The sequence below is a fragment of the Micromonospora sp. NPDC048930 genome, from assembly GCF_043197935.1.
In the GTDB taxonomy this organism is placed as follows: domain Bacteria; phylum Actinomycetota; class Actinomycetes; order Mycobacteriales; family Micromonosporaceae; genus Micromonospora.
On record NZ_JBICUB010000001.1, the window covers coordinates 620,655 to 647,129 of the forward strand.

The 26,475-nt window shown below is 76.2% G+C and carries 8 protein-coding genes; all 8 read right to left on the reverse strand.

The features are described 5' to 3' along the window. Positions 1-10 precede the first annotated feature (10 nt). The 8 genes from ACGFI9_RS02800 to ACGFI9_RS02835 all read right to left on the reverse strand — a co-directional run bounded on the left by ACGFI9_RS02800 (position 11) and on the right by ACGFI9_RS02835 (position 26,376). Entirely contained in the window at positions 11-9,328 is a 9,318-nt protein-coding gene (locus ACGFI9_RS02800; protein ID WP_393174165.1) for an SDR family NAD(P)-dependent oxidoreductase, read from the reverse strand. A gap of 48 nt (positions 9,329-9,376) precedes the next feature. Beyond that, entirely contained in the window at positions 9,377-15,622 is a 6,246-nt protein-coding gene (locus tag ACGFI9_RS02805; RefSeq protein WP_393174167.1) for an SDR family NAD(P)-dependent oxidoreductase, read from the reverse strand. Positions 15,623-15,930: 308 nt separating this feature from the next. After that, positions 15,931-17,601 carry an NAD(P)/FAD-dependent oxidoreductase gene (locus tag ACGFI9_RS02810; RefSeq protein WP_393174169.1) on the reverse strand — a complete coding sequence of 557 codons (1,671 nt, stop codon included), beginning with the start codon at positions 17,599-17,601 and terminating at the stop codon, positions 15,931-15,933. Between the two features lie 49 nt (positions 17,602-17,650). Further along, positions 17,651-20,446 (reverse strand): ATP-binding protein, encoded by a 2,796-nt coding sequence (locus ACGFI9_RS02815; protein ID WP_393174171.1) that lies wholly within the window; start codon positions 20,444-20,446, stop codon positions 17,651-17,653. Positions 20,447-20,458: 12 nt separating this feature from the next. Next, complete coding sequence (locus ACGFI9_RS02820) at positions 20,459-21,718, reverse strand: cation:proton antiporter (protein ID WP_393174173.1); 1,260 nt, start codon at positions 21,716-21,718, stop codon at positions 20,459-20,461. A gap of 69 nt (positions 21,719-21,787) precedes the next feature. Beyond that, entirely contained in the window at positions 21,788-23,065 is a 1,278-nt protein-coding gene (locus ACGFI9_RS02825) for an NAD(P)/FAD-dependent oxidoreductase (protein ID WP_393174175.1), read from the reverse strand. Positions 23,066-23,592: 527 nt separating this feature from the next. Further along, positions 23,593-24,924 carry an MFS transporter gene (locus tag ACGFI9_RS02830; protein ID WP_393174177.1) on the reverse strand — a complete coding sequence of 444 codons (1,332 nt, stop codon included), beginning with the start codon at positions 24,922-24,924 and terminating at the stop codon, positions 23,593-23,595. An 87-nt stretch (positions 24,925-25,011) separates the two neighbouring features. Continuing rightward, entirely contained in the window at positions 25,012-26,376 is a 1,365-nt protein-coding gene (locus tag ACGFI9_RS02835) for an FAD-dependent oxidoreductase (RefSeq protein ID WP_393175213.1), read from the reverse strand. Positions 26,377-26,475: the final 99 nt, after the last annotated feature.

Here is a 26,475-nt window from a genome sequence, read left to right on the forward strand (position 1 = left end):
GTCACGTCCCTCACTCCTCCATGGCCAGGTCCGCCCGGACGGCCCGGACCAGCTCGTCGATCGACAGGTCGGCCAGGTCGCCGTCCGTCCCGGCCGGGTCGGCCGGGTCGGCGTACGTTCCGGACCAGCCGCCGGCGCGCGACGGGACGTCGGCCGGTTCGTCGTCGGGGTAGAGCAGGTCGATCGCGTACGCGGCGACCTGCGCGATGGTCGGGTGGTCGATGGCGACGGTGGCCGGCAGGTCCACGGCGAGGGCGTGCGACAGCCGGGTCCGCAGGTCGATCACCATGATCGAGTCGAGGCCCAGGTCGACGAAGCCGGCCTCGTCGTCGAGCGCCCCGGGGTCGCCCAGCGCCTCGCCGGCCACCCCGCGCACCGCCGCCCGGAGCCGGTCCTCGCGCTCCTCGGGGGCGGTCCGGTCCAGTTCCTCGCGCAGCCAGCCGCGCGGTGCCGCCGGGGCGGCCGGCGCGGGCCGGGTGCCCCGGTCGGCCAGCGGGAGCAGCAGGGCCGCCCGGGGGTGGCCGGCCGCCCGCTCGACGTACGCCCGGGCGTCCACGGCCACCGCGACGAGCCGCTCCCGGCCGGCGGTGAGCGCGGCGCGCAGGATGCTCTCCGCCTCCTCGTCGGTGAAGGCCCGTACGCCCAGCCGGTCGATGGCCCGCCGGGTCGCCTCGGTGGCCGCGAGGCCGCCCTTCACCCGGGGCGTCCATGGTCCCCAGTCGATGCTCACCGCGGGCAGGCCGCGGTCGCGCAGCCGGGCGGCGAGGCCGGCCAGGTAGCCGTTGGCGGCGGCGTAGTTGGCCTGGCCGGCGGAGCCGAGCACGGCGGAGACCGAGGAGAAGTGCACCAGCGCGGCCGGCCGCCGGTCGGCCATCGCCTCGAGCAGCCGGTCCGCGCCGGCCGCCTTGCCGGCGAAGACCTCGTCGAAGGCCGCCCCGTCGAGCTGGGTGAACGCGCCGTCCGCGGTACTCCCGGCGAGGTGCCAGACGGTGCCGATCGGACCGTCGCGTTCCGCCTCGGCCACCATCCGCCGGCAGTCCTCGGGGTCGGTGACGTCGCCGCGGACCACCCGGACCCGGGTGCCACCGGCGGTGAGCTGGTCGATCGCCGCGCTGGCGGCCGGGTCCGGCGCGGACCGGCCGACCAGGGTGATGGCGGGGACGCCGTGCCGGGCGAGGAACCCGGCGACGCTGAGGCCCAGCGCGCCGAGCCCGCCGGTGACCAGCGCGCTGCCGGCGGTGACGGCGTCCGGCAGGTCGGCGTCGGGTGCCGGCAGCGGGCGGAGCCGGGCCACCCGGACGCCGTCGGCGGCGAGCCGCAGCCGGGTCTCCGGCAGGCCCCGGCGCACCTCGTCGAGGAGCAGCGCGGCGGCGTCCCCCGGGGCGGCGTCGGCGGCGAGCACGACCCGGACCAGGCGGCGGTCGGGGTGCTCCGCCTCGACCGCGGCGAGCATCCCCCACAGCGCCTCCCGGACCGGGGCGGCCGCGGCGCCGTCGGCGCAGACCACCAGGTACGGCGCGGCGGCGGGGGCGGCCCGCAGGTCGTCGGCGAGCCGGCGGACGGCGGACAGCGCGGCCTCGGCCGACTCCCCCGGCTCGGCGGCCGCGAACCGCAGGTCCAGCACCAGGTCGGGCGACTCGTCGTCCGGCTCGACCAGCCCGGCGACCGCGTCGGCGAACGCGGGCACGACGTCGCCGCCGAGGACGGCGGCGCGCGGTGTCGCCGCCGGGGCGGGCTCCGGCCGGTCCGGCCCCGGCGGCGTCCAGGTCAGCTCGTGGACGTGCACGGCGCGGTCCCGCAGCGACCGCTCCAGCAGGTCCCGGGGGGCGTGCCGGATCCGGAACCCGTCGACCGCCAGCACGGTCCGGCCGCGCCCGTCGAACATGTGCAGGTCCGCCTCGTCCACCTGCCGGGTGCCGTCCGGCCGGGTGGTGGCCCGGCGGGCCCGGACGTGGCCCCAGAGTTCCCCGTCGGGGTCGGGCCGGCGGGCCAGGGTGAGCCGGGCGGCGGCGAACGGGATCGCCAGCCCGGCCCGGCCGGCCTCCGCCGCGTCGTCCGTGCCGTCCGGGTCGACGCCGAAGGTGACCGTGCTCTGCAGGCAGGAGTCGAGCAGGCCGGGGTGGATGGCCCAGCCGGCGGGGTCCTCGTTCATCCGCTCGGGGCGGGCGTAGCGGACCAGGGCCTCGTCGCCGCGCAGCCACACCTCGGCGATCCACCGGAACGACGGGCCGAGCAGGTAGCCCATCTCCCGGAAGTGTCGGTAGAAGTCCTCCCCGGCGAGGTGGCGTTCGGTGGCGGCGCGGAAGGCGGCGAGGTCGGGCACCGGCCGGGGCTCGACCGCCGGGTCCGGCAGCAGCCGGGCGGAGAGGTGCTCCTGCCAGCGGTCCCGGTCCGGGTCGACCAGGCTCTGCACGCTCACCGTGCGGCCGCCGTGCTCCTGCTCGGCCTCGATGACCTGCAGCTCGTACCGCTCGCCGTCGTGCAGCACCAGGGCCCGGGGGAAGACCAGGTCGGCGAGGGTCGGCGGGGTGCCGTCGCCGGCCAGCGCGGAGAGCACGGTGGCGGTCTGCGACGCGCCGGGCACCGAGACGGTCCCGTAGAGCCGGTGGTCGGTCAGGTGCGGCGGGAACTCGGTGCTCCGCTCGGTGCGGAACACCCGGCCGCGCAGGGCGGGCGATCGGACCGGCGTACCCCAGGCGGGCGCGTCGGCGGCCGGGCCGGCCGCCGTCACCGGGACGCCGGCCCCCGCGGTGGCCGCCCAGTAGCGGGTCTCCGCGAACGGGTAGCGCGGCGCCTCGACGCGGGTGCCCGGGCGGGGACGGGGCTGCACCCGCGACCAGATCACGTCCTGGCCGAGCGGGTAGAGCGCGGCGACCGCGGCGAGCAGCGCGGAGCGGTCCGGTGAGCCGCGGCGCAGCGACGACAGCAGGCCGCCGGCCGGCGCGAGGCCCGCGGCCCGGACCAGGTTGACCAGGGTACGGTCGGGACCGATCTCCAGGCACACGTCCACGTCGAGCGCGGCGAGCTGCCCGGCGCCGGCGTGGAAGCGCACCGGCTGGCGGGCGTGGCGCACCCAGTAGTCGGCGTCGTACGTGTCGGGTCCGGCCACTGCCCCGGTCAGGTTGGAGATCACCGGGACGGCCGGGGTGGCGTGGCGGACGGTGGCGCAGACCGCGCGGAACTCGTCCAGCGCCGGGTCCAGCAGTCGTGAGTGGAACGCGTGCGACACGCTCAGCGCCCGGTGCCGTACGCGCTCGGCGCGCAGCCGGGTGGTGAGGGCCTCGATCTCCTCCGGCAGGCCGGAGACCACGGTGGCCTCGGGGCCGTTGACCGCCGCCACGTCCAGCCCGGTGCCGGCGATCAGGTCGCGCACCCGCTCCTCGGTGGCGACCACGGCGAGCATCGCGCCCGGCCGGGTGGCCTGCATCAGGCGGGCCCGCTCGGCGATCAGGTCGAGACCGGCGGGCAGGTCCAGCACCCCGGCCACGACGGCGGCGGAGATCTCGCCGACGCTGTGGCCCATCACCACGGCCGGGGTGACGCCCCAGGAGCGCCACAGCTCGGCCAGCGCCACCTCCAGGGTGACCAGGGCCGGCTGGGTCACCCGGGTCTCGTTGATCGCGGCCCGGTCGTCGCCGGTGAAGATCAGCTCGGTCAGCGAGGCGCCGAGCGCCGGAGCGAGCCGGCGGTCGCACTCGTCGAAGACCGCGCGGAACACCGGCTCGGTGGCGTACAGCTCGCGGCCCATGCCGAAGAACTGGCTGCCCTGGCCGGAGAAGAGGAACGCGATCCGGGGCGGTCGGGTCGCCGCGACCGGGTCGGCCGGCGGCGTGGCGGCGGCGAGGAGCTGCTCCCGGTCACGGCCGAGCAGGACCGTCCGGTACGGCAGGTGGGCCCGGCCGGTGCCGGCCAGCGCGGCCAGGTCGGGCAGCTCCTCGGCCGGGCAGTCGGCGAGCCGCTCCCGCCAGCGCTCGACCAGCCGGCGCAGTCCGTCCGGGCTCGGCGCGGAGAGCGGGACCAGCAGCGGCCCCGGGGCGGCCGGCGCGGCGCCGTTCACGGCGGCGCCGATCGCGCCGTCCGCGTTCACGGCGGCGCCGTTCGCGGCGATGCCGTCCGGCGCGGTCCCGTCCGGGGCGGTGCCGTTCGGGGTTCCGCCGGAGTGCGGTCCGGTCCCCGCCGGACCGGCCTCGACGTCGGCCGGCCCTCGGTCCGGGTCGGCGAGCACGACGTGCGCGTTGGTGCCGGTGAAGCCGAAGCCGGACACCCCGGCCAGCCGGGGCCGGTCGGCGCGCGGCCAGGCCACCGGCGTGTCCACCACCCGCACGTCCATCCCGGCCCAGTCGATGTGCGGGTTCGGGTCGGTGAAGTGCAGGTTGGCCGGGATGGTGTGGTGCCGCAGGGCGAGCACGGTCTTGATCACCGAGGCCATGCCGGCGGCCGACTCGCAGTGGCCGATGTTGCTCTTCACCGAACCGAGCCGCAACGGCCGGTCGGCGGCCCGGCCCGGACCGAGCACCCGCCAGGCCGCCCCGACCTCGATCGGGTCGCCGAGCGAGGTGCCGGTGCCGTGCGCCTCCAGGAAGTCCACCGTGGCGCCGGCGACGCCGGCGTCGGCGAGCGCGGCGGCGATGACCTGCTCCTGCGCCCGGCCGCTCGGCGCGGTCAACCCGGAGGAGCTGCCGTCCTGGTTGACCGCGCTGCCCCGGACCACGGCGAGCACGGCGTCACCGTCCCGGCCGGCGTCGGCGAGTCGCTTGAGGACGAGCACCCCGCAGCCCTCGGCCCGGACGAAGCCGTTGGCGTCGGCGGAGAAGGTCCGGCACCGCCCGTCCGGGGAGAGCATGTGCGCCCGGCTCACCGCCACCGAGGCGAGCGGGTCGACGATGACGTTGACCCCGCCGACGATGGCCGCGTCGACCTCCCCGCTGCGCAGCGCGCGGACGGCGAGGTGGAGGGCGACCAGCGAGGACGAGCAGGCGGTGTCCACGGCGAGCGCCGGCCCGGCCAGCCCCAGCACGTACGCCAGCCGGCCGGCGACGGCGTTGAGCGCGGTGCCGGTGCTGTAGTAGGCGTCGAGCCGGTCCACCCCGGCGCCGGCCAGCACCCGGGCGTAGTCGCCGTTGCTCACCCCGACGAAGACGCCGGTCCGGGTGCCGGCCAGCCGCTTCGGGTCGATGCCGGCGTCCTCCAGGGCGTGCCAGGCGCACTCGAGCAGCAGCCGCTGCTGCGGGTCGAGGTTCTCCGCCTCGCGGGTCGGTACGCCAAAGAACCCGGCGTCGAACCGGGCCACGTCCCGCAGGAAGCCGCCCTGGTCGGTGGTGATCCGCGGGCCGGTGTCCGGGTCGGCGGTGTGGAACGTGCGGTGGCTCCAGCGGTGCGGCGGCACCTCGCTCACCGCGTCCCGGCCGGAGCGGAGCAGGTCCCACAGCTCCTCGACCGAGTCGGCGCCGGGGAAGCGACCGGCCATCCCGACGATCGCCGCCGGCTCGGCCGGGAACGCCACCGGCCCGGTCACCGGGGCGACCGGGGCGGCCGGCTCCCCGACCTGCGGGGCGGCCGGGGCGAGCTCCGTCGGGATGGCCGGAGACACGGGGTGGACCGCGGCGGTCGGTCCACCGTCGACGGCTGCGGCGTGCATCCGGGCGTGGTCCACCGGCCCGACGCCCACCGTGCCGTCGGGCGTGCGGCCGGCCGCCGGGCCGGGGACGAGGGCCGGGCCGGGGACGACGGTTGGGCCGTCGCGCAGGGCCAGCAGGTGGTCGGCGAACTGGCGGACGGTCGGGTGGTCGAAGACGTCGGCCACCTGGAGCGGCACCTCGAACGCCTCGGCGAGCCGGCGGGCCAGGTCCACCGCCATGATGGAGTCGAGTCCGAGGTCGAAGAAGCCGGCGTCCTCCCGGACGACGTGGCCCTCCGGGTGCCCGAGCTGCGCGGCCAGCAGCCGGGCCACGTGACCACGGGCGACGGCCGGGCGGGCCGCCACCGGCAGCCCGGTCAGCTCCGCCACCACCGACGGCTCCCGCTCCTCCCCGGCCGGGGCGGCGGCGGAGGCACCACCGCTGGCATCCAGCGCGGTGCCGGCGGCAGCAGCCGGCGGGGCGGCGAACAGTCCGCGCGGGCGCAGCCCGCCCAGCACGCGCTCCAGCCGCGGCCGGTCCAGCGGGCAGGCCACCAGGTAGCCCTCCGGGCCGGGCGTCTCGTCCCGCAGCGCCGCGCAGCCGGTGGCCGGGTCCAGCGCGCCGACCCCGATTCGGGCGAACCGGTCCCGCGAGTCGCCGTCGGCCATCCCGGAGACCGCCCACGGCCCGTACGCGATGCTGACCGCAGGCAGCCCGAGCGACCGGCGGTAGGCGGCGAGGGCGTCCAGTCCGCCGTTCGCGGCGGCGTACGCGGCGTAGCCCTCGGTGCCCCAGAGCGCGGAGACCGAGGAGACCAGCACGAAGAAGTCCAGCGGCAGGTCCCGGGTGAGCCGGTGCAACCACCAGGCGCCGCCCACCTTGGCCCGCAGGGCGGCGGCGATCCGCCCGGCGTCCAGCTCGGTGGCGGGTACCCGGGCGATGGTGCCGGCGGCGTGCAGCACCCCGGCCAGCGGCGGCATGCCGCGCAGCGCGGCGGTCACCTGCCGGCGGGAGTCGGCGGTGTCGCACCCACCGCCGACGTAGCCGACCCCGATCCCGTCGTCGCGCAGCCGGGTCAGCAGGTCCCGGGCGGCGGCGTCCAGCTCGGCCTCGGCCCGCCGGCCGACCAGCAGCAACCGGCGGGCGCCCCGGCGTACCAGGTCGGTGACGAGTTCCCGGCCGACCGCGCCGAGCGCCCCGGTGACCAGGTAGGTGGCGTCGGCGCGGACCCGCAGCCCGGAGGGGGTGGGATCGGCGTCCCGCAGCCGGGCGGCGAGGAGCCGGCCGGCCCGCACCGCGACCAGGTCCTCCAGCACCGGGCCGGGCGGCGCGGTGAGCAGGTCCAGCGCGGCGTCCAGGTCGTCGAGGGCGGGCCGGGCGGGCAGGTCGACCACCCCGCCGAACGCCGCGCCGAACTCCAGCCCCAGCACCGGGGCGAGGCCGTGCAGGGGCCCGTGGTCGGTGGCGGCGACCTCGTCCGCCGGCCCGGTGCGGCGGGCGCCCCGGGTGAGCAGCACCGCTCGCCGGCCGGCGACCCCGCTGTCGGCCAGGGCCGCCACGGCCGTGGTCACCGCCGCGACGGTGGCCGCCGCCCGATCGACCGGGTCGGCGGCGTCCCCGTCGAGGTCGGCGGCGTCGACCTCCGCGTCGACGGCGTCCCCGTCCCGGTCGGGCAGGACGGGGTGCGCGGCCGGGACGAGCACCAGGGTCCCGCCGGGGTGGCCGGCCCAGAACGTGGTCCACTCCCCCGGGTCGCCGGGCAGCGCCGCCGCCCCCCAGCCCGGCGGGGCGTCCCCCGGTTCCGGCGCGAGCAGCGTGCCGGCGAGCCCGCGGGCCGCCGCGGCGGCGGCCAGTTCGGCGACGAGCGCGGCGTCGTCCCCGGCCAGCACGAGCGGGCCGGTGCCCGGGTCCGGGGCCGGCCGGTCCAGCGCGGTCCAGACCACCTGGTGGGTGTGCGGGGCGGGGCGGGGCCCGTCGGCCGCCCCGGCGGTGGGCCGCTCCGGGGCGTGCCGCTGCCGCTGCCACGGATAGCCGGGCAGGTCGAGCACGGCCCGCGGCTGCGCCCCGTCGAGGGCGGCGGGGTCGGCCTCGACCGGCGGGGCGCCGGAGGCCAGCGCGGCGAGGCCGGCGACCGCGGCGGTCGGGTCGGTGGCGGCGATCCAGGCGGCCACCGGCAGCCGGCTGCGCCCGGCGTTGGCGGTGGCGGCGAAGGCCGGATAGTCCTCGGGCGACAGTCGCCGCAGCCGCTCGGCGTACGCGCCGGCCAGCTCCCGCAGGGCCTCCGGGGTCCGGGCGGAGACCACGAAGCCGGCCACCGGGCCGCTCGGCGCGGCCGGCCGCTCGGTCAGCTCGTCCGGCTCCACCGCGCCGACGAGCAGGTGGGCGTTGGTGCCGCTCATCCCGAACGAGCTGACCCCGGCGAGCCGGCCGGCCCCGGCGGCCCAGTCGATCAGCCGGTCCGGCACCACGATCCCGGTGCCGGACAGGTCGATGCGCGGGTTGAGGGTACGCAGGTGCACCACCGGCGGCACCTGCCGGCGCTGAACGCAGAGCACCGCCTTGACCAGGCCGGCAACGCCGGCCGCGGCCTCCAGGTGCCCGAGGTTGGTCTTCACCGAGCCGACCGCGAGGGGCGCGCCGCCGTTGCGCCGGCCGAGCACGGTGGCCAGCGCCTCCATCTCGATCGGGTCGCCGAGCGCGGTGCCGGTGCCGTGCGCCTCCACGTAGCCGACGTCGGCGGGTCCGGCGCCGGCCCCGGCCAGGGCCGCCTCGATGAGGGCGACCTGGGAGAGCACGTTCGGCGCGGTGAACCCGCTGGACCGGCCGTCCTGGTTGACCGCCGTGCCCCGGATCACCGCGTGGATCCGGTCGCCGTCGCGGACCGCGCGGGCGAGCGGCTTGAGCACGAGGGCGCCGGCGCCCTCGCCCCGGGTGAAGCCGTTGGCCCGGGCGTCGAACGCCTTGCACAGCCCGTCCGGGGCCAGCGACCGGGTCTGCACGACCAGCCGGGTCGACCGGGGCGACATGATCAGGTTGACCCCGGCGGCGATCGCCACCTCGCACTCGCCGCGGCGCAGCGCCTGCACGGCGAGGTGCACCGCGACCAGCGAGGACGAGCAGGCGGTGTCGACGGCCATGGCCGGTCCGGTCAGCCCCAGGCTGTACGCGAGCCGGCCGGCGGCGAAGCAGTGTCCGTTGCCGGTGGCCCAGTAGGCGTCCGGCTCGCCGGGGAGCCAGTCCCGGTAGTCCTGGCCGGTGATGCCGACGTACAGCCCGGCGGGGCGGCCGACGAGCCGGTCGGCCGGGACGGCGGCGTTCTCCAGCGCCTCCCAGGCGACCTCCAGCAGCAGCCGGTGCTGCGGGTCGAGGGCGCGGGCCTCGCGGGGACTGATGCCGAAGAAGTCGGCGTCGAAGTCGAGCACCTCGTCCAGGAAGCCGCCGCGCTGCGGCAGTTGCGCCCACTCGGCGGCGAACGGGCCCTGCCGGACCGGGGGCATCGGCCCGACCAGGTCCCGACCGGCGGCCAGCGCGTCCCAGTACGCCTCGGTGTCGTCTATCCCGCCGGGCAGCCGCAGCCCGATCCCGACGATGGCGACCGGCTGGTCGCCGCCCTGCTCGTCCAGCTTGCGGCGAAGCGTCCGGATGGTGGCCAGGGCCCGCTTGAGCTGGGCGTCCTGCCGCTTGGCGGCGGCGTTGTCGGTGTCGTCCATGACCTCGGTTCCTCGGGGCGGATGCGGTCGGGCGGGCGGTGCCGGGGTTCAGCCGGTCGGCGCGGGCTGGTCGGCGCCCGCCCCGTCCGGCTCGGCCGGTTCAGCGGCCCGGGCCAACTGCTCGCAGAGCGCGCCGGCCAGGGCGCGGGCGCTGCCGTACGTCCACAGCAGGGTGGGCGACAGCCGCAGCCCGAACGCCTGCTCCAGCCGGTTGCGCAGTTCCAGGCCCATCAGCGAGTCGAGGCCGAGGTCCTTGAACGGGGTCTCCCGGTCGACCCGGTCGGCGTCCAGCCGGAGCACCCGGCCGGCCAGCTCGCGCACCTTCGCCTCGGCCAGGGCGGCCCGCTCGGCGGCCGGCGTCTGCAGCAGGGTGCCCCGGAAGCCGTGCGCCGGACCGGCGGCGTCGCCGTCCCGGGCCGCCGACCGCAGCCACTGCCAGCTCGGCAGTCCGGCGGTGTCCGGGTACGCGTCGAACCAGCGGCGCAGGTTCAGCGGCACGTACCCGACCACCGGCTCGTCGCGGCCGAGCATGCGCAGCAGCGCCGGCCACGCCTCGCCGGTGGTGAAGCTCTCCATGCCCCGCTCGGCCAGCCGGGCGCCCCGGTTCTCGTCGGCGGCGGCGAGCCCGACGTCGCCGAACGGTCCCCACTGCACGCTGAGCGCGGGCCGTCCGGCGCGCCGGCGGGCCTCGGCGAAGGCGTCCAGCCAGGCGTTCGCCGCCCCGTACGCCGCCTGGCCGGCGTTGCCGATCAGCGCGGCGGCCGAGGAGAAGAGGACGAACAGGTCCAGCGGGTCGTCGGCGGTGACCGCCTCCAGGGCGAGCGCGCCGTCCACCTTGGGCGCGAGCACCCGGGCCACCTGCTCGGCGGTGAGGGTGCCGACGGTGGCGTCGTCGAGCAGGCCGGCGGCGTGGAACACCCCGCGCACGGGCGGCAGCGCGGCGCGTACCCCGTCCAGCGCCCGGCGCAGCGCGGTCTCGTCGGCGACGTCGCAGCGGAGCACCTCGACGGCGGCGGTGCGGCGCAGCGCCGCGACCCGGGCCTGCGCGGCGGGGCCGGGCGCGGACCGGCCGAGCAGCACCAGCCCGCCGGCGCCGTGCCCGACCAGGAACTCGGCCAGGGCCAGGCCGAGCGCGCCCAGGCCACCGCTGATCACGTACGTCCCGTCGCGGAACCGTCCCGCGGGCAGCGGCACCGCGGTGACCGTCTCGATCGTGGTCGGGTCAGCCACCACCAGCTTGCCGATGTGGCTGCCGTGCGACATCTCGCGTAGCGCCTCGGCCGCCTCCGGGTACGGGAAGACCCGGGTGGGCAGCGGCGGGAGGGTGCCGTCGGCGATCCGCTGCCACACGTCGGCGAAGAGCCGGGCGAAGCGGTCGGGTCGCCGGTCCATCAGCCCGGCGAGGTCGACGGCGGCCAGGGTGATGCCCTTGCGGAAGGCGTCCAGGCCGATCGGCCGCCCGGCGTAGATGTCCTTCTTGCCGATCTCGATGAACCGGCCGTCCTCGGCGAGCACGTCGAGGCCGAGCGGGATCGCGGCGCCGGTCAGCGAGTTGAGCACCACGTCCACGCCCCGGCCGCCGGTCGCCGCCCGGACCTGGGCGGCCCAGCCCAGGTCGCGGGAGTCGAAGACGTCGGCGACGCCGAGCGCCCGCAGGTGTGCGCGCTTGGCCTCGCTGCCGGCGGTGGCGACGACCCGGGCGCCGAGCGCGCGGGCCACCTGCACGGCGGCCAGGCCCACCCCGCCGGCGGCGGCGTGCACCAGCACCGTCTCGCCGGGGGCGAGCCGACCGAGGTCGGCCAGTGCGTACCACGCGGTGGCGTAGACCAGCGGGAGGGCGGCGGCGTCGCTGTCGGTGAGTTCCGCGGGCACCGGCCGGGTGTGTCCGGCCCGGACGGTGACGTGGCTGGCCAGCGCTCCGAAGGCGCAGGCGACCACCCGGTCCCCCGGCCGGGGTTCGGTGACGCCGTCGCCGACCGCGACGACCCGGCCGGCGCACTCGCCGCCGAGCAGGTCGGCCCCACCGGACGGGTCGGGGTACGTGCCGACGGCCTTCATCACGTCGATGAAGTTGAGCCCGGTGGCGGTGACCTCCACCTCCACCTCGCCGGGGCCGGGGGCGCGCCGGGCCAGCGGGACCGGGACCACCCCTTCCCACCGTCCCGGCCGGGTCGGGACGACCCGGAACGGCTGTGCCGCGGTACGCGGCACGGGCAGCTCGACGCCGTCCTCCTCGGGCAGCTCGCCGCGGGCCAGCCGGCCCACCCGGCGGCCGTCGGCGCGCAGCACCACCTGGTCGTCCTCCCCGCCGAGCAGTTCGGCGGCGCACCGGGCGGCCCGGTCGGGGTCCGCCGGGTCCACGTCGATCACCCGAGGGTCCAGCTCGCCGTGCTCGCGGCGCAGCGCCCGCAGGTAGCCCCAGTAGAGGGCCGCGCCCGGGTCCGGCCGGTCGTCCGGGGTGACCGCCTGCGCCCGGGTGGTGACCACGGCGAGCCGGGGTGGGACGCTGCGCCCGGCGCAGGCGCGGGCCACGGCGGTGAGCCGGAGCAGGCCCTGCCGCTGCGCGCCGAGCCCGGCCTCGGCGTCCGGCGCGACGAAGACCACACCGGCGGCCTCCGCGCGGGGATCGGTGGCGAGCGAGTCGTTGCCGTCGTCGACCGGGTCGGCACCGGCCGCCCGCAGGGCGGTGACCAGGTCACCGCGGGGGGCCGGGCCGCAGACCAGCCACCGGCCCGGGTCCGCCGGCACGGCCGGCGGCTCGGCCGCCGTCCAGCTGAGCCGGTGCAGCCGCGCGGCGTCGTCGGTGCCGGCGGCGGTCCGGGGCAGCGGGCGCAGGCGCAACCCGCGCAGGGACAGCACCGGCCGCCGTGCGGCGTCGAAGACGTGCACGTCGTAGTGCTCGGGATCGTGCCGGACCACGTGCGACCGGACGGCGGTCGGCGGGTCGTCGAGGTCGGCGTGCAGCAGGATCCGGTCGACGGCGACCGGCACCACGGCCTCGTCGCCGGGGCAGAGCGCGAGCGCCACCTGGAGGGCGCCGTCGAGGAGCGCCGGGTGCGGCGCGTACGGCCGGTTGCCCGCGCGCAGCCGGTCGGCGAGGACCACCTCACCGACCGCCTCCGCGCCGTCCGGGTGCACCCGCAGGTCGCGGACCGGGCGGAACGCGGGGCCGTAGTTCAGGCCGCGACCGGCCCAGTCCTGGTAGAAGGCGTCCGGGTCGGTCGGGGCCGCCGCGTCGGCCCAGGCGGGGTGGTCGGGGACCGGCCCGTCGGCCGGCCGGTAGGAGACCCGCCCGCCGGCCGCCGCGGTCCAGCCGGCCGCGCCGTCGGGCAGGTGCAGCAGGCGTACGCTGCCGCCCTCGGTGACGTCGTCGCGCCACTCGACGGTCAGCCGCGCGTCGTCGCCGGCGAAGGTGACCTCCCGGTCGAAGACCACGTCCTCGAGGCTGCCGGGCCGGCCTCCGGTCCGCGCCCGCGCGGCCAGCAGCAGCAACGCCAGCATGCCGGCGCCGGGCAGCACCACCGCGTCGTGCACCCGGTGGTCGGCCAGCCACGGCTGTTCGCCCAGCGTCAGCCCGACCGGCGCGTGCCAGGTGTCCACCTGCCCGGGCGCCGGGGACAGCGCCACCTCGAAGCCGCGCCCGCCGGCACGGCGGGGCCGGGCCGCCGGCCAGTACTTCTCCGGCCGCATCGGGTAGCCGGGCAGGTCCACCCGGCGGCCCTTGGGCAGCCCGCCGAACGGCGCCAGCCCGGCCACGTACGACCGGGCCAGCGCGCGGGCCATGTCCTCGGCGGTGCCCTGGTCCCGGCGCAGGGTGGAGAGCACCGCGACCGGCTCGGCGCGTTCGGCGGCGAGCTGCTCGACGGCGGGGGTGAGCACCGGGTGCGGGCTGATCTCGACGACGTGGGTGACGCCGTCGTCGAAGGCCTGCCGCATGGCGTCGGCGAAGAGCACCGGCCGGCACAGGTTCTCCACCCAGTACCGGGCGTCCAGCTCCGTCCCGCCGAGCAGTCCCACCTGGACGGTGGAGAGCAGCGGCACGGCGCCGGCCGTCGGGCGGACCGGCTCCAGCGCGGCGAGCAGGTCGTCGCGGAGCGCCGCCATCTGCGGGCTGTGCGAGGCGTAGTCCACGTTGACCAGCCGGCAGAAGACCTCCTCGGCCTCCAGCAGTTCCTTGAGCGTCAGCACGTCGTCGCGGTCGCCGGAGAGCACGCAGGAGCGCGGGCCGTTGTGCACCGCCAGGGCCACCGTCTCCTCGAAGCCCTGCAACGCCTCCCGGGCGCCGTCCCGGTCCAGGTCCACGGCGAGCATCAGGCCCCGCCCGGAGGCCCGCCGGGCGATGGCGCTGCGCCGGGCCATCAGCAGGGCGGCGTCGGCATAGGAGAGCGCGCCGGCCAGGGTGGCCGCGGTGATCTCACCCTGGCTGTGGCCGAGCACCACGTCCGGGTGCACCCCGTTGGCCCGCCACAGCTCGGCCAGCCCGAGCGACATCGCCCAGAGCGTCGGCTGGAGCATGTCGATCCGGGTCGTCCACTCGTCGCCCGCCTCGTCGGCGACGACGGCGGTGAGGTCCCAGGAGACGTGTGGGCGCAGCGCCTCGGCGCAGCGGCGCACCACGTCGGCGAAGACGGGGCTGCGCTTGTGGAGCTCCCGGCCCATCCCCCGCCACTGGGAGCCCTGGCCGGGGAAGACGAAGGCGGTACGGCGGTGCGGCACGGCCCGGCCGGTGGGCAGGTCGGGGTCCTCGGGCGCGTCCGGCCCGGCGGCGGCGAGCCGGGCCAGCCCGTCCCGCAGCGCGGCGGGCCGGTCGGCGACCACCGCCGCGCGGTGCGGGAAGTGGTCCCGGTGCCAGGCCAGGGTCCCGGCGACGGCGGGCAGGTCGGCCTCGGTCTCGGGCACCCGGTCGGCGAGGTCCCCGGCGAGGGCGGCGAGCGCGGCCGGCTGGCGGGCGGAGACCGGCACCACCGCGGGCAGGCCGGTGTCCGGTGGCTCGGCGACCGCGCCAGCGGCCGGCGCGGGGGCCGGGCCGACCACCACGTGGGCGTTGGTGCCGCCCCAGCCGAACGAGTTGACCCCGAGATAGACCGGCTCGTCGGCGGGGAGCGCCAGCGGCTCCCGCACCACCGTCACGTTGAGCTGGTCGAACGGGATCTCCGGGTTGAGCGTGGCGGAGTGCAGGCTGGGCGGCACTGTGCGGTGCCGCAGCGCGAGCAGGACCTTGAACAGGCCGGCCATCCCGGCCGCCGCCTCCAGGTGACCGATGTTGGTCTTCACCGAGCCGACCGGCAGCGGCCCGACGGTACGGGCCCGGCCGAGCACCTCGCCGATGGCGCCGGCCTCGATCGGGTCGCCCCGGCCGGTGCCGGTGCCGTGCGCCTCGACGTAGCCGAGCCGGTCCAGGGGCACGGCGCCGTCGCCGTACGCCAGGCGGAGCAGCTCGCGTTGCCCCTCCGGGCTGGGGGTGACCAGGCTCTCCCCGCCGCCGTCGTTGTTGACCACGGAGCGCACCAGCACGCCGTGCACCCGGTCGCCGTCGCGCAGCGCCCGGTCGAGCCGCTTCACCAGGACGGCGGCCACGCCCTCGCCGCGCACGAACCCGTCGGCCTCGGCCGCGAACGCGGCGCACCGGCCGCTCGGGGAGAGCCCGCCGAAGTGGGTGAGGCCGACGGAGACGTCGGGCGCGAGGATCAGGTTCACCCCGCCGACGACGGCGGCGTCGATCTCGCCGGACCGCAGCGCCTGCGCGGCGAGGTGCAGCGCCACCAGCGACGACGAGCAGCCGGTCTCCACGGTCAGGCTCGGGCCGCGCAGCTTCAACGCGTACGACACCCGGGCGGCGATCACGTCGAGGGCGTTGCCCACGAGGCTGTGCTGGCTGGTCGGGGCGCCCCGCTCCCGGCGGGCGATCTCGTAGTCGTGCCAGGACGCCCCGACGTAGACCCCGGTACGGGTGCCGGCCAGGCCGGCGGCCGGCTGCCCGGCGTCCTCCAGCGCCCGCCAGGTGACCTCCAGCATGAGCCGCTGCTGCGGGTCGATGTCCTCGGCCTCGCGGGGCGAGATGCCGAAGAAGGCGGCGTCGAACCGGTCCACGCCGTCGAGGAAGCCCCCCACGGCCTGGATCTCGCGTTCCGGGTCGAGCTGGGCCGTGGCGTCCCACCGCTGCGCCGGTACGCCGACGATGGCGTCGCCGCGGCCGGTCAGCAGTCGCCACAGGGCCTCCGGATCGTCGGCGCCCGGGAACCGCCCGGCCATGCCGACGATCGCGATCTGGTCTGCCGTGTCGAAGTCTGCCATCGCGTCCATTCACTGCCTTTTCGTCGACGGGACCGCGGCGGGAGAATGCAGAAATTGCGGGGTACGACCGTTCGTCGCCCGGCGGTGTGGGAATTCCACGGGTGGCGGGAATTGTCGCCGCCCACCAGAATCTACGCGGGCGGCGAATGGGCGGTAACCCCGATTCGACCGGTCCGCACCCGAGGCCGACCCCTATCGCGACGCCCGTACGCAGCGACGTTGACCAATGTGGAGTGATCCCGCACACACGTCGGCGGCGGCCCCGGTGGGGAACACCGGGACCGCCGCCACGCCGCGTAGGGGTGCGGTCAGGGGCGCAGCCGCATCCGGACCAGGCCGGCCGTGGCCCGGGTCATCATGCCGCCGATCTCCTTCGGCGCCTTGCTCCGGCTCCACACCGCGTTGCGTGCCATCTTCGACGGGGACGCGCTGAAGCAGCGGTTCTGCGGGTCGCCGAAGCCGAACGACGGGGGCAGGTAGTCCGCCGAGGCGATCTTGGCGAAGATCTGCCCGGCGGCGTCCTTCGCGGTCAGCGTGCCGGCCTCCACCGCCTGGCAGGTCTGCCGGGTGAAGATGCCCAACTCGCTGAACTTCTCGCTGACCGGGAACGGCGAGCCCGGGTGGCGGCTGTCCTCCAGGGCGAGGAAAACCTTGTCGTCGCCGCTGCGGGAATAGCGGAAGTAGGCGTCCTCGATGACGACGTTCCCGAGCATGGTGCCGAGCTGCCAGGTGCGGTTCACCGCATTCCACAAATCGTAGTCGCGGAACGCGACGAACGAGCTGTAGACGAGGTCGTCGTGGAAGTCGAACAGTCCCTGCTGGAGGGTCTCCAGGTATTCGAACCGTTCGGTGGACCAGTTGCCGTCCCGGGCGGCGGCGATGAGCCGCCAGGCCATGATGTTGATCAGTTCGAGGGTGTTCGTCATGCCGCGCGAGTAGAGCGGGTCGATGAAGCCGGCCGCGTGCGAGGTCAGGCAGAAGCGGTCCCCGACGATCTGCTTGGCCGAGTACTGCAACCGGCCGGTGGAGACCCACGGCCGGACCGGCTTGGCGTCCTCGAACTGCCAGGCGATGTCCGGGAAGCGGTTCAGGAACCGCCGGAACTCCTCCTCCGGCGGCAGGTCGGTCTTGGGGTGCACCCGGGGGTCGAGGGTCAGGCCGACGCTCACCAGCGGGTTGAGCGAGTCCGGGTGGTTGTCGAACGGGATCACCCACATCCAGCCGCCGTCGAAGACGTGGTGCAGCGTGCCGTGGTGCCACGGGTTCGGCTGGTCGTGGCCGCGCGCGGCGGCCGGCGACTGGTCGTACGGGCGTACCCCGATGAGGTGGGTGAAGACGCTGCGCGAGTGCACCCGGGCCCGGGTCGGGACCTCGCGCAGCTCGAACTTGTCCGCCAGCGGCGAGCGGAACCCGCCGGCGTCCACCACGTAACTGGCCCGGAACTCCTCGCCCCGGTCCGAGCGCAGCACCGCGCCCTCGTCCGGGTCGATCTCCACGTCGACGATGCGGGTGTTGAGCCTGGTGTGCGCGCCGTACTTCACCGCGACCTGGAACAGGTACATGTCGACGTCCTGGCGGAACAGGTGCGACTCGGTCCGCAGCATCGACGGGACGACCAGCTGGTTGATCTGCTTCGGGTCCTGCGGGGAACCCTCGCGGTGGTAGACGAAGCCGAAGTTCTGCTTCCGGCCGCAGTTGCGGGAGACGTGCTTCTGCACGCCGCGGAAGCTGGACAGCGGCTTGATCTCCGGCACGCCGTACCGGTCGGCGATGATCCGGGTCATCCCGGACGTGAAGGGGATGGTGGACTCCCCGATCGCGAACCGTGGGTGGGCGCCGGCGTCCAGCAGCAGCACCTTGACGCCGTTGCGGGCCAGCACCGCACCGAGCATGCCGCCAGCGATACCACTGCCGAGGATCGCCACATCGTACCGGTCGTCGCGTCCCGATCCGGAGCTGTCGAGCGGCAATCTTCTCACCTCCTTCTCGTCGGGAAACGGTGTGCGGGGGCCCGACGGCCGGCGGGCGTCATCCCGCCACCGCCATGTCCAGCACGATCTCTTCGGGCAGGTCCGCCCGGGTCTTGACGCCGAGCTTGCGGAACGTCCGGGTCAGGTGCTGCTCCACCGTGCTGACCGTGATGCACAGCCGGCGGGAGATCTCCCGGTTGGTGTGGCCGCGGGCGGCCAGCGCCGCCACCCGGCGTTCCGCGCCGGACAGCAGCGACAGCGCGGCCACCCGGCTCACCTGCTCGGCCGGGTCGGCGGGCTCGGGCCGGGCCGGTCCCGCCTCCAGCGGCAGCCGGCGCAGGATCGGCCGGGCGCCGCACGCCCGGGCCAGCCGGGCCGCCGTCTCGACCAGCGGGCGGGCCCGGGCCGGGCGGCCGGCCTGGTAGTGCAGGCAGCCGAGGTCGCCCAGCGCCTGCGCGAGCTGGGCCTGGTCGCCGCAGCCGCGCAGCACCTCGACCGCCTCGGTGAGCAGGTCGGCGCGCTCCCCCGGCGGGCTGACCGCGGCCAGCACCCGCAGCGACATGCCGCGGGTCCGCGAGGCCCGGGGACCGACCAGGGCCAACTGCTCGCGGGCGAGGGTCCGGGCCCGCGCCACGTCACCGGCGAGCAGGTACGCCTGGGCCGCCTCGGCCCGCCAGGGCACCAGCGCGGGCCGGTCGAAGCCCCAGGAGGTCATCAGCTGGCCACAGGTGGTGAGGTCGTTGAGCGCCGCGTGCGGTCGGCCGTTCTCCAGCTGGAAGCGGCCCCGGGCGTGCAGGTAGTACAGGCCGAACCGGCTCTTGAACATGCCCTCCGGCACCGGCATCTCCAGGTAGGTCGACGCCGCCTCGTGGTCGCCGGTGTCCGTGGCGGCCTGCACCAGGTTGGCCAGCGGCCCGCCGATGCAGACGCCCCAGCTCTCCAGCGGCACCTGCTTGAGCGCCGCCTCGGCGAGCTGCCGGGCCAGCAGCGGGTTGCCCTGCCGCAGCGCGATGCTGGCGCGCAGCGAGGCGAACTCGGCCTCCCAGAGCGGCACCTGCCAGGCCCGCGCCTCGGCCAGCCAGTGGTCGCACCAGCTCGCCGCGGCCGGCAGCCGGTCGGCGAACTGGAGGGTGGCCACCGCGCACATCAGCGCTTCCTGGGTCTTCTTGGTCAGCCGCATCGCCCGCATGCACGCCTCGGCGTCGGCCACCGCCTCGTCCTCGTCGCCGCCGGCGAGCAGCGACGACAGGGCCGCGGCGCTGCGTACCCGGGGATCACGGGTGGGGCGGGCGGTGCGCTCGGGCGGGCGCAGCCGCCCGGAGACCAGCGCCGGGTACGACGCGGCGAGGATCTCCCGGGTCGCGCGCAGCTCGGCCGAGCCGGCCGGGTCGTTCTCCTCGCCCCGGGCGACGATCCGCTCGATCGCCTCCGCCGCCTCGTCGAAGCGGCCGTGCCAGAGCAGGTACTTGGCCAGCATCAGGGCGTGCCGGTCGCCGAGCCGCCCCTCCCGCAGCGCCTCGGCCAGCTCACCCAGGTGCCGGACGCTCATCGACGGGTTCAGCAGCCAGGCCGCGCTGGTCAGCAGGGCCTTCAGCGAAACGCGCAGGCTCTCGTCGGCGCAGATCCCCAGCGCCACCTCCACGCAGGCGTACGCGTCGGCGGCCCGGTTCTCCACCAGGTGCCGTTCGGCGGCGGCGCGCAGCACCGGCAGCGCCCAGTCGGGCAGCGCCCGGTCGGCGGCGACCAGGTGGCGGGCCACCCGGGTCGGCGGTGCGCCGTCGGAGTAGAGCAGTTCCGCGATACGCCGGTGCAGCCGGGCCCGCTCGTGCGCCGGGACGCTGGCGCGCAGCGCGGCGGTGGCGACCGGGTGCCGCAGCGCGCCCCGGTCCAGCAGGCCGGCGGTGTCCAACGCGTCCAGCCCCCGCCGGACCGTGGCCGGCTCCTCGTCGTCGAGCAGCCGGACCGCCAGCGCGTCGCTGTCGGCGCCCTCGTCGAGCACGGCGAGCGCCTGGGCCGCCCGCATCAGCACCGGCCGGCCGCGCAGCACGCAGCTGAGCACCGCGTCCCCGTACGCCTCACCGACCCGGATCCGGGCCCCGGCGGCCGGCGGCCGGTCGCCGGCGCGCTGGTCCTCGACGAGCGCCCGGACCAGCAACGGGTTGCCCGCGCTGACCTGGTGCACCTCACTCACCAGCGCGGCGGCGGTGTCCGGGTCCAGGTGGCGGTGCAGCACGGTGGCCACCCCGGCCGGCGAGAGCCGCTGCAACGGGATCCGGCGGTAGCTGGGCAGGCGCAGCAACTCGGCGCGCAGTCGTGGGTTGGTCGGCCGGGACAGCACGCACTCGGCGGCGACCACCGCCACCCGGGTGTTGCGCAGCCGGCCGAGCAGCTGGATCAGCCAGTGCTGGGAGACCGCGTCGGCGAACTGCACGTCGTCGACGCAGATGAGGACCGGCACCCGCTCGGCGACGTGCAGCACCTCGGTGCAGAGCTGGTGCAGGGCGGCGCTGGTGGTGGCGTCGAGGGTGCGCGGTTCGGCCTCCGGGACCGGTCCGGCGGCGCCGAGCCCGTCGAGCAGGTCGGCGATCCGGTCGGCCGACGCCCACGGCGCGCCGGCGTAGCGCAGCAGCTGCCCGAGGACGCCGCCGGGCGACTCCCGTTCGGCCCAGCAGCCCACTGCGGCGAGCACCACGAAGCCGTCCTGCTCGGCCCGTCCCCGTACGGCGTCGAGCAGCTCGGACTTGCCGCAGCCGATGCCGCCGCTGACCAGGACGGCCCCGCCGGTGCCCGCGGCGGAGGCGGTCAACACCTCCGCCAGGGCGGTCAGCTCCGGCCCACGTTCGACCAGGTGCATCTGTTCCTCCTCCTAAGCCGACGACCGGGCAGCCGGCATCAGATCCGGCACCCTCGCCGGGACGGTGATCTCGACCGGCCGGCGGTAGATCCAGGCGAGCATCGGGCCGGTCATCGCCGTGGTGACCAGCGCCATGACGACCATCAGCGAGTAGAGGGAGCCGTCGAGCAGGCCGATCCGCAGCCCGACGCCCAGGATGATCAGTTCGGTGAGTCCGCGGGTGTTCATCAACGTGCCCAGCGCCAGCGACGCGCGGGCCGGAACGCCCTGGACACGCGCCGCGAGATAGGTGCCGCCCAGCTTGCCGGCGACGGCGGCCAGCAGGATCGCGCCGAAGTCCAACAGCCCGTCCAGTCCCACCCCGCCGAGGTCCACCTTGAGCCCCGCGACGACGAAGTAGACCGGGAGCAGGACGGCGGTGAGCTGGCCGGTCTGCCGTTGGATGGCCTCGCTGCGTTCCGCCGCGCCGCCGGTCGGCATCACCAGGCCGAACAGGAACGCGCCGAAGATGAAGTGCATGCCCATCGCCTCGGTGGCCGCGGCCGAGAGCAGGGCGCCGCTGAGCACCGCCGCCAGCCGGGGCACGCTGACCGGGTTGTCCGGGTCGCCGCCCGTCACCAGGCGCCGCAGCAGCGGACGGACGACGAGGAACATCACGGCGACGTACGGCAGGAGCAGCAGCACCCGCCAGTGCCCGTCCTCGCCCCCGATGGCGGCCTGCACGCCGGCCAGGGCGACCCAGGCCACCACGTCGACCACCGCGGCGGTGGCCAGGGCGAAGGTGCCGACCGTGGTCCGGGACAGCCCGCGGTCGGCGATGATCCGGGCTAGTACGGGGAACGCGGTCACCGACACCGACAGGCCGATGAAGATCATGAAGGCGGCGGCGTCGCCGTGGCCGTGGCCGCGCAGCAGATACCAGCCGAGCCCGAGGCCCAGGACGAACGGCAGCAGGGTGGAACCGGCCGCCACCACGGCGGTGTTGCGCCCCATGCCGCGCAGCACGCCGCGTTCCAGCTCGAGGCCGACCACGAACATGAACAGGGCCACCCCGACGTCCGCCATGCCGGAGAGCAGCGGCCGGACGGCGGTCGGGAACAGGTTCGCGGCGATCCAGCCGTCGAACAGGGTCGGTCCGAGCAGGATGCCGGCGAAGATCTCCCCCACCACCGGCGGCTGCCCGAGCCGGACGGCGAGCACGCCGAACCCGCGGGCGAGCAGCAGGATCAGCGCCAGGTCGACGAACAACATCTGGATGGTGTGGCTGGACATCAGGCCCCATTCGGCTCCGGGTGCGGGGCCACGCGGCAGCCGCCGGACAGCGGCTGCCGCGTGGGTGGGTCAGGCTCCGACCGCGGCGGTCTCGGCGCGCTCGGCGATGAGGTCGTCCACGTTGATGTTGAACAGCGGGTGACGGCCGCTGAGGCCGGAGACCAGGGTGACGAAGTCCTCCCGCGGGTCGCGCTCGCGCTTCGGGTCGACGATCGTCTGGGCCTGCTCCCAGTAGAACTCCTTGTACCGCGTGCGGTCGTAGAACTTCCCGACGAAGGTGCGGATCTCGTCGAAGAACGCGCGGTACGCGGTCGCGTACCGCTCCAGCGCGGCCTCCTCGATCTCCGGGTGCTCCAGCACCTTGTCGACGATCTTCGACAGGGCGCTGCCGGCCAGGGTGGCCAGCGCCACGCCGGTGGAGAAGAGCGGGTCGACGAAGGCGGCGGCGTCGCCGACCAGCGCCCAACCCGGGCCGTAGAACCGGTCGCAGGTGTACGACCAGTCGCGGGCGGAGCGGAAGCCGCTGGACTGGCGGGCGTTCTTCAGCAGCTCCTTGAGCTGGGTGGAGCGTGCGAGCTGGGCCCGGAACAGGTCCTCCAGGGACTCGTCCGAGGCGGCCGCCGCCGCCGAGGCGGTGACGTAGCCGACGCTCATCGTGCCCTTGTCGATCGGGATGCCCCAGAACCAGCCACCCTCCAGACCCTCGATGAGGATGTTGGTGTACTCGTCGCCGGGCAGCCGGTCGGCGTTGTCGAAGTACGTCCAGACCGCGACGTTGCGCATGTCCTCGTGCCAGTTGACGTTGCTCAGCTTGCGACCCAGCACGCGGGCCTGGCCGGAGGCGTCGATCACCAGCTGGGCCCGAGCCTCCTGGACCTCCTCGGAGCCCCGGATGGTGTAGCGGACGCCGACGATCCGGCCGTCCTCCTCGATGGCCTCCTTGACCGTGGCCTCCTCGATCACGTGCGTGCCCAGCTCCCGCGACCGGTCCAGGATCATCGAGTCCAGGTCGGCCCGGCGGACGTGGTACGAGTAGCTGTACGGGCCACCCTCGATGAACGAGAAGCCCCACGGGATCTTCTGCGCGCCCCAGACCAGGGTGCCGCCGTGCTTCTTCTCGAAGCCGCGCTGCTCCATCCGCTCGAGGAGCTTCAGCTCCTCCATCGGGCGCATGAAGCCGGGGATGAGCGACTCCCCGATGTGGTAGCGGGGGAAGCGCTCGCGGTCCAGCACGAGGACGCGCCGGCCGCGCTCGCTCAGCAGCGCGGACAACGTGCCGCCGGCGGGGCCGCCTCCGATGACGACGACGTCGAAGTCGTCTGGGATGCCGTAGAGATTGGACGACATTCGCAACTCTCCCTTGATCGGGCCACGAAAGGGGCGGGCGACCCGGGCGGACCGATGCCTGAAAACCGGCCCCGCGCGGTCCGACGAGTTGGTTCCCGGGTGCGCCAGGTCAGTCTGCGCAGGCCGTTCTGCAGACCCTCTGGACGCGTTCTTAAGGGCTTCCCTCGACCCTGCGGGTCCCCCGTTGCGGAGGCCGACGGCCACCTGCGACACCGACACTCCGGCGGCATTTGAGCAGGTCAGAGACCCTGCGCAGGTGCACCGAAACGATCGTCCATGATGGACGGAATCTGTCTCGCAGGGCGTCCGGCGGAATCCCGCCGGCGGGACCGGCGGCGCCCCGCTGCACGATGCATCGTGCAGCCTGCACCCGGCATCCGCCCCGACCCGCGGGGAAACCGTGGCCCCACCGGCGACGTGCGGCCGCGGCTCCCGATCGAACACGGCGCGGCCCCGGGCGCGGCGCGGCCCGCCCGCGACGGTCGAAGCGCGGACGGGCCGGACGGAGGAGTACGGCGAGTGGACGGTCAGCCGGGGTACTCCGCGGCGGCGAGCGCCGGCGGGCGCGCCCCCGGCACCGGCGCATCGGTGCGCGGCCCGAACCGGCCGGTGGCGGCGATGCCGGCCGCGAGCAGGGCCAGCCCCACCCCGACCAGCGCCGCCGCGTGCAGACCGTCCACGTACGCCAGTCGCGCCGCGGCGCGCAGCTCGGCACCGGCGGGGCCCGCCTCCTGGGCCCGGCGCAGGGCGGCGCCGAGGTGGGCGCCGAGCCCCGACGAGCCGTCCCGGTACGCCAGGGTCAGCACCGTGCCGGCGAGCAGCACCCCGACCGCCCCGGCGACCTGGCGCACGGCCGTGGTGAAGCGGACCACGCCGAGCAGGTCGTCCGGGGTCTCGGCGGTGGCCGCCCGCAGCGCGCTGGTCAGCATCGCGCCGAGGCCCGCCCCGACGGCGACCAGCCCCACCGTGACCCGGGCGGCGGCGGTGGCGGTGCCCGCCGTGGCGAACAGCGCCAGACCGGCGCCGAGCAGCAGGGCCCCGGCCACCGCCGGTGCCCGGGGGCCGACCCGGGCGCCGAGCCGCTCGCCGAGGCCCGCGCCCACCAGGAGCGCCCCGACCAGCGGCAGCAGCCGCAGACCGGCGGCCAGTCCCCGGGCCGAACCCACCCCGTCGAGGTAGGGCGTCAGCACGAACAGGAAGCCGGTCATGAGCACGTAGACCAGCGCCAGGACCAGGACCGGGCGGCTCAGCCGCGGGCCGGCCACGACCGGCGGGCCCGCTGCCACCCGGGACTCGGGGAAGAGCACCGCCACGAGCAGCACGGCCACCACCACGATGGGCAGGTCGACCAGGAAGATCGAGCCCCACCAGTAGCGCTCCAGCAGGGCGCCGGCGACCAGCGGGCCGAGGCAGAGGCCGAGGCTCACCGCGGCCGAGGCCACCGCGAACGCCCGTCCCCGTTCCTCCGGCGGAAACAGCACCGGCAGCATCGCCATCGCGGTCGGCATGACGACCGCCGCGCCGACGCCCATGGCCACCCGGGCGACCAGCAGCGCGGCGACGCTGTCGGCCAGCGCCGCGCCGCCCGCGCCGAGCCCGAGGACCAGCAGGCCCGCCAGGAGTACGCGCCGCCGGCCGAGCCGGTCGGCGAGGGTGCCGAGCGGCACCATCAGCAGGCCGAAGGTGAGCAGGTAGCCGACGAAGACGCCCTGGAGCTGACCGGCCGACGCCGGCAGCGCGGTCATCAGCTCCGGCAACGCCAGGAAGACGGTCGTGGTGTCGAGACCGATCAGCAGCAGGCAGGCCACCACCGCGGCCAGGGCCCACCAGCGACGTGACCGGGGCGGGGTCGGTGGCACGGCAGCTCCTCACGGGACGGTTGACGGGCCCGCGGGGTCGCGACCCCGCGGGCGGGCGACCGGGCGGCGCCGGCCCGCCGGGTGGGCTCAGCGGACGGGCGTGGCGGCCTGCGCGACCACCTCGGCCCGGGCCGGCGACCGGCGGGCCGCCACCAGCGAGCGCAGCACCGTGGCCGGCCGCAACAGCGCCGACGGCGGGCAGAGCAGGTGCTGCATCTCCAGCAGCACCTTGTGCACCTCGGGCGAGGTGTGGCTGGCCAGCATCGCCTCGCGGGCGTACCGGTTGATCAGGTCGGTGCCGAACGGCTTGGGGCCGGTGGTCTCGGGGTAGGCGAAGTCGCCGCCCGTCGCCATCCGCCACGGCGTCTCCAGCACCTTCGCCGCGGCCCGGTAGTAGTGCCGGGCCATCTCGGCCGAGGCGCTGCTGAACTGGTCGAGGCTGCGGCCGAGCGCGAGCGCCTCCAGGGTGGCGGCGGTCATCCCCTGCCCGTACAGCGGGTTGAAGCTGCAGATGGTGTCGCCGAGGGCGACGTACCCGGCGGGCAGCCGGTCGAGGCGCTCGAAGAACCGGCGGCGGGCGGCCGGGAACTGCCGGGTCTCCAGGTCGCTGAGCGGCTCGGCCTTCTTGATCAGGTGGGCGATGGCCGGCGACGGCAACCCCTCGGCGAAGGCGAGGAAGCCAGCCGGGTCGCCCGGCGCGTGCTCCTTGTGCCAACCGCCGATCGTCACCACCCACCGGTCACCCTCGACCGCGAAGGCGGCGGCGGCCTTCTTGTCGTGCGGCGGCACCGCAGCCATCAGGGCGAGCAGCGCGCCGTCGGGCAGGTCCCCGGCCTGGCGGCGGTAGATCCGGCTGGTGTAGCCGACGTCGATCCGGACGACGGCGTTCTCCGGCGCCGGGCAGTCGAGCTTCTCCAGCCAGCGGTCGGACCGGCCCCCGCTGCGGCCGGTGGCGTCGACCACGAGATCCGCCGCGAGGGTACGGCCATCGTCCAGCTCCACCCCGGTGACGCGGCCACTGACGCCGGTGAGGCCGGAGACGGCGAGCTGGTCGTGGACGGTCACGTTGGGCATCCGCAGGACCCGCCGGCGTACGGTCAGTTCCAGGAACGCCCGGGTCTGGCTGATCCCGAGCATGCCGCTGCGGAACCGCACCCGCAGCGCGCCCATCTGGTGGAACAGCAGGTCGGCGCCGGGGTCGAAGGGCACCGCCCCGCCGGCGATCAGCTCCTCGGTCAGGCCCGGGTACAGCTCCTCCAGGGCGAGCCGGCCGCTGATGAGCAGCGCGTGCGCGTGCATGCCGTGCGGCACGCCGCGGCGGTCCCGGGCCTGTTCGGTCGGGAGGCTGTCCCGGTCGATGACGGTGACCCGGTCGAACCGGCGGGCGAGGGCGGTGGCCGCGGCCATCCCGCCGATGGAGCCACCTACGACGATGGCATGGCTACCGATCATGCTCACGGACTCTCCTCAGGGCTGCTGTCGGGAAGCGAGACCATCGGGTGGCGCGCAGCTCGGCGGCGCCGCCGGGTGTGCCGAGTCTGCCGTCGCTGG

Excerpts from the sequence above, each read along its gene's own strand:
- ACGFI9_RS02800 (WP_393174165.1), bottom strand. The coding sequence starts at position 9,328 with ATGGACGACACCGACAACGCCGCCGCCAAGCGGCAGGACGCCCAGCTC.
- ACGFI9_RS02805 (WP_393174167.1), bottom strand. The coding sequence starts at position 15,622 with ATGGCAGACTTCGACACGGCAGACCAGATCGCGATCGTCGGCATGGCC.
- ACGFI9_RS02815 (WP_393174171.1), bottom strand. The coding sequence starts at position 20,446 with ATGCACCTGGTCGAACGTGGGCCGGAGCTGACCGCCCTGGCGGAGGTG.
- ACGFI9_RS02820 (WP_393174173.1), bottom strand. The coding sequence starts at position 21,718 with ATGTCCAGCCACACCATCCAGATGTTGTTCGTCGACCTGGCGCTGATC.
- ACGFI9_RS02825 (WP_393174175.1), bottom strand. The coding sequence starts at position 23,065 with ATGTCGTCCAATCTCTACGGCATCCCAGACGACTTCGACGTCGTCGTC.
- ACGFI9_RS02835 (WP_393175213.1), bottom strand. The coding sequence starts at position 26,376 with ATGATCGGTAGCCATGCCATCGTCGTAGGTGGCTCCATCGGCGGGATG.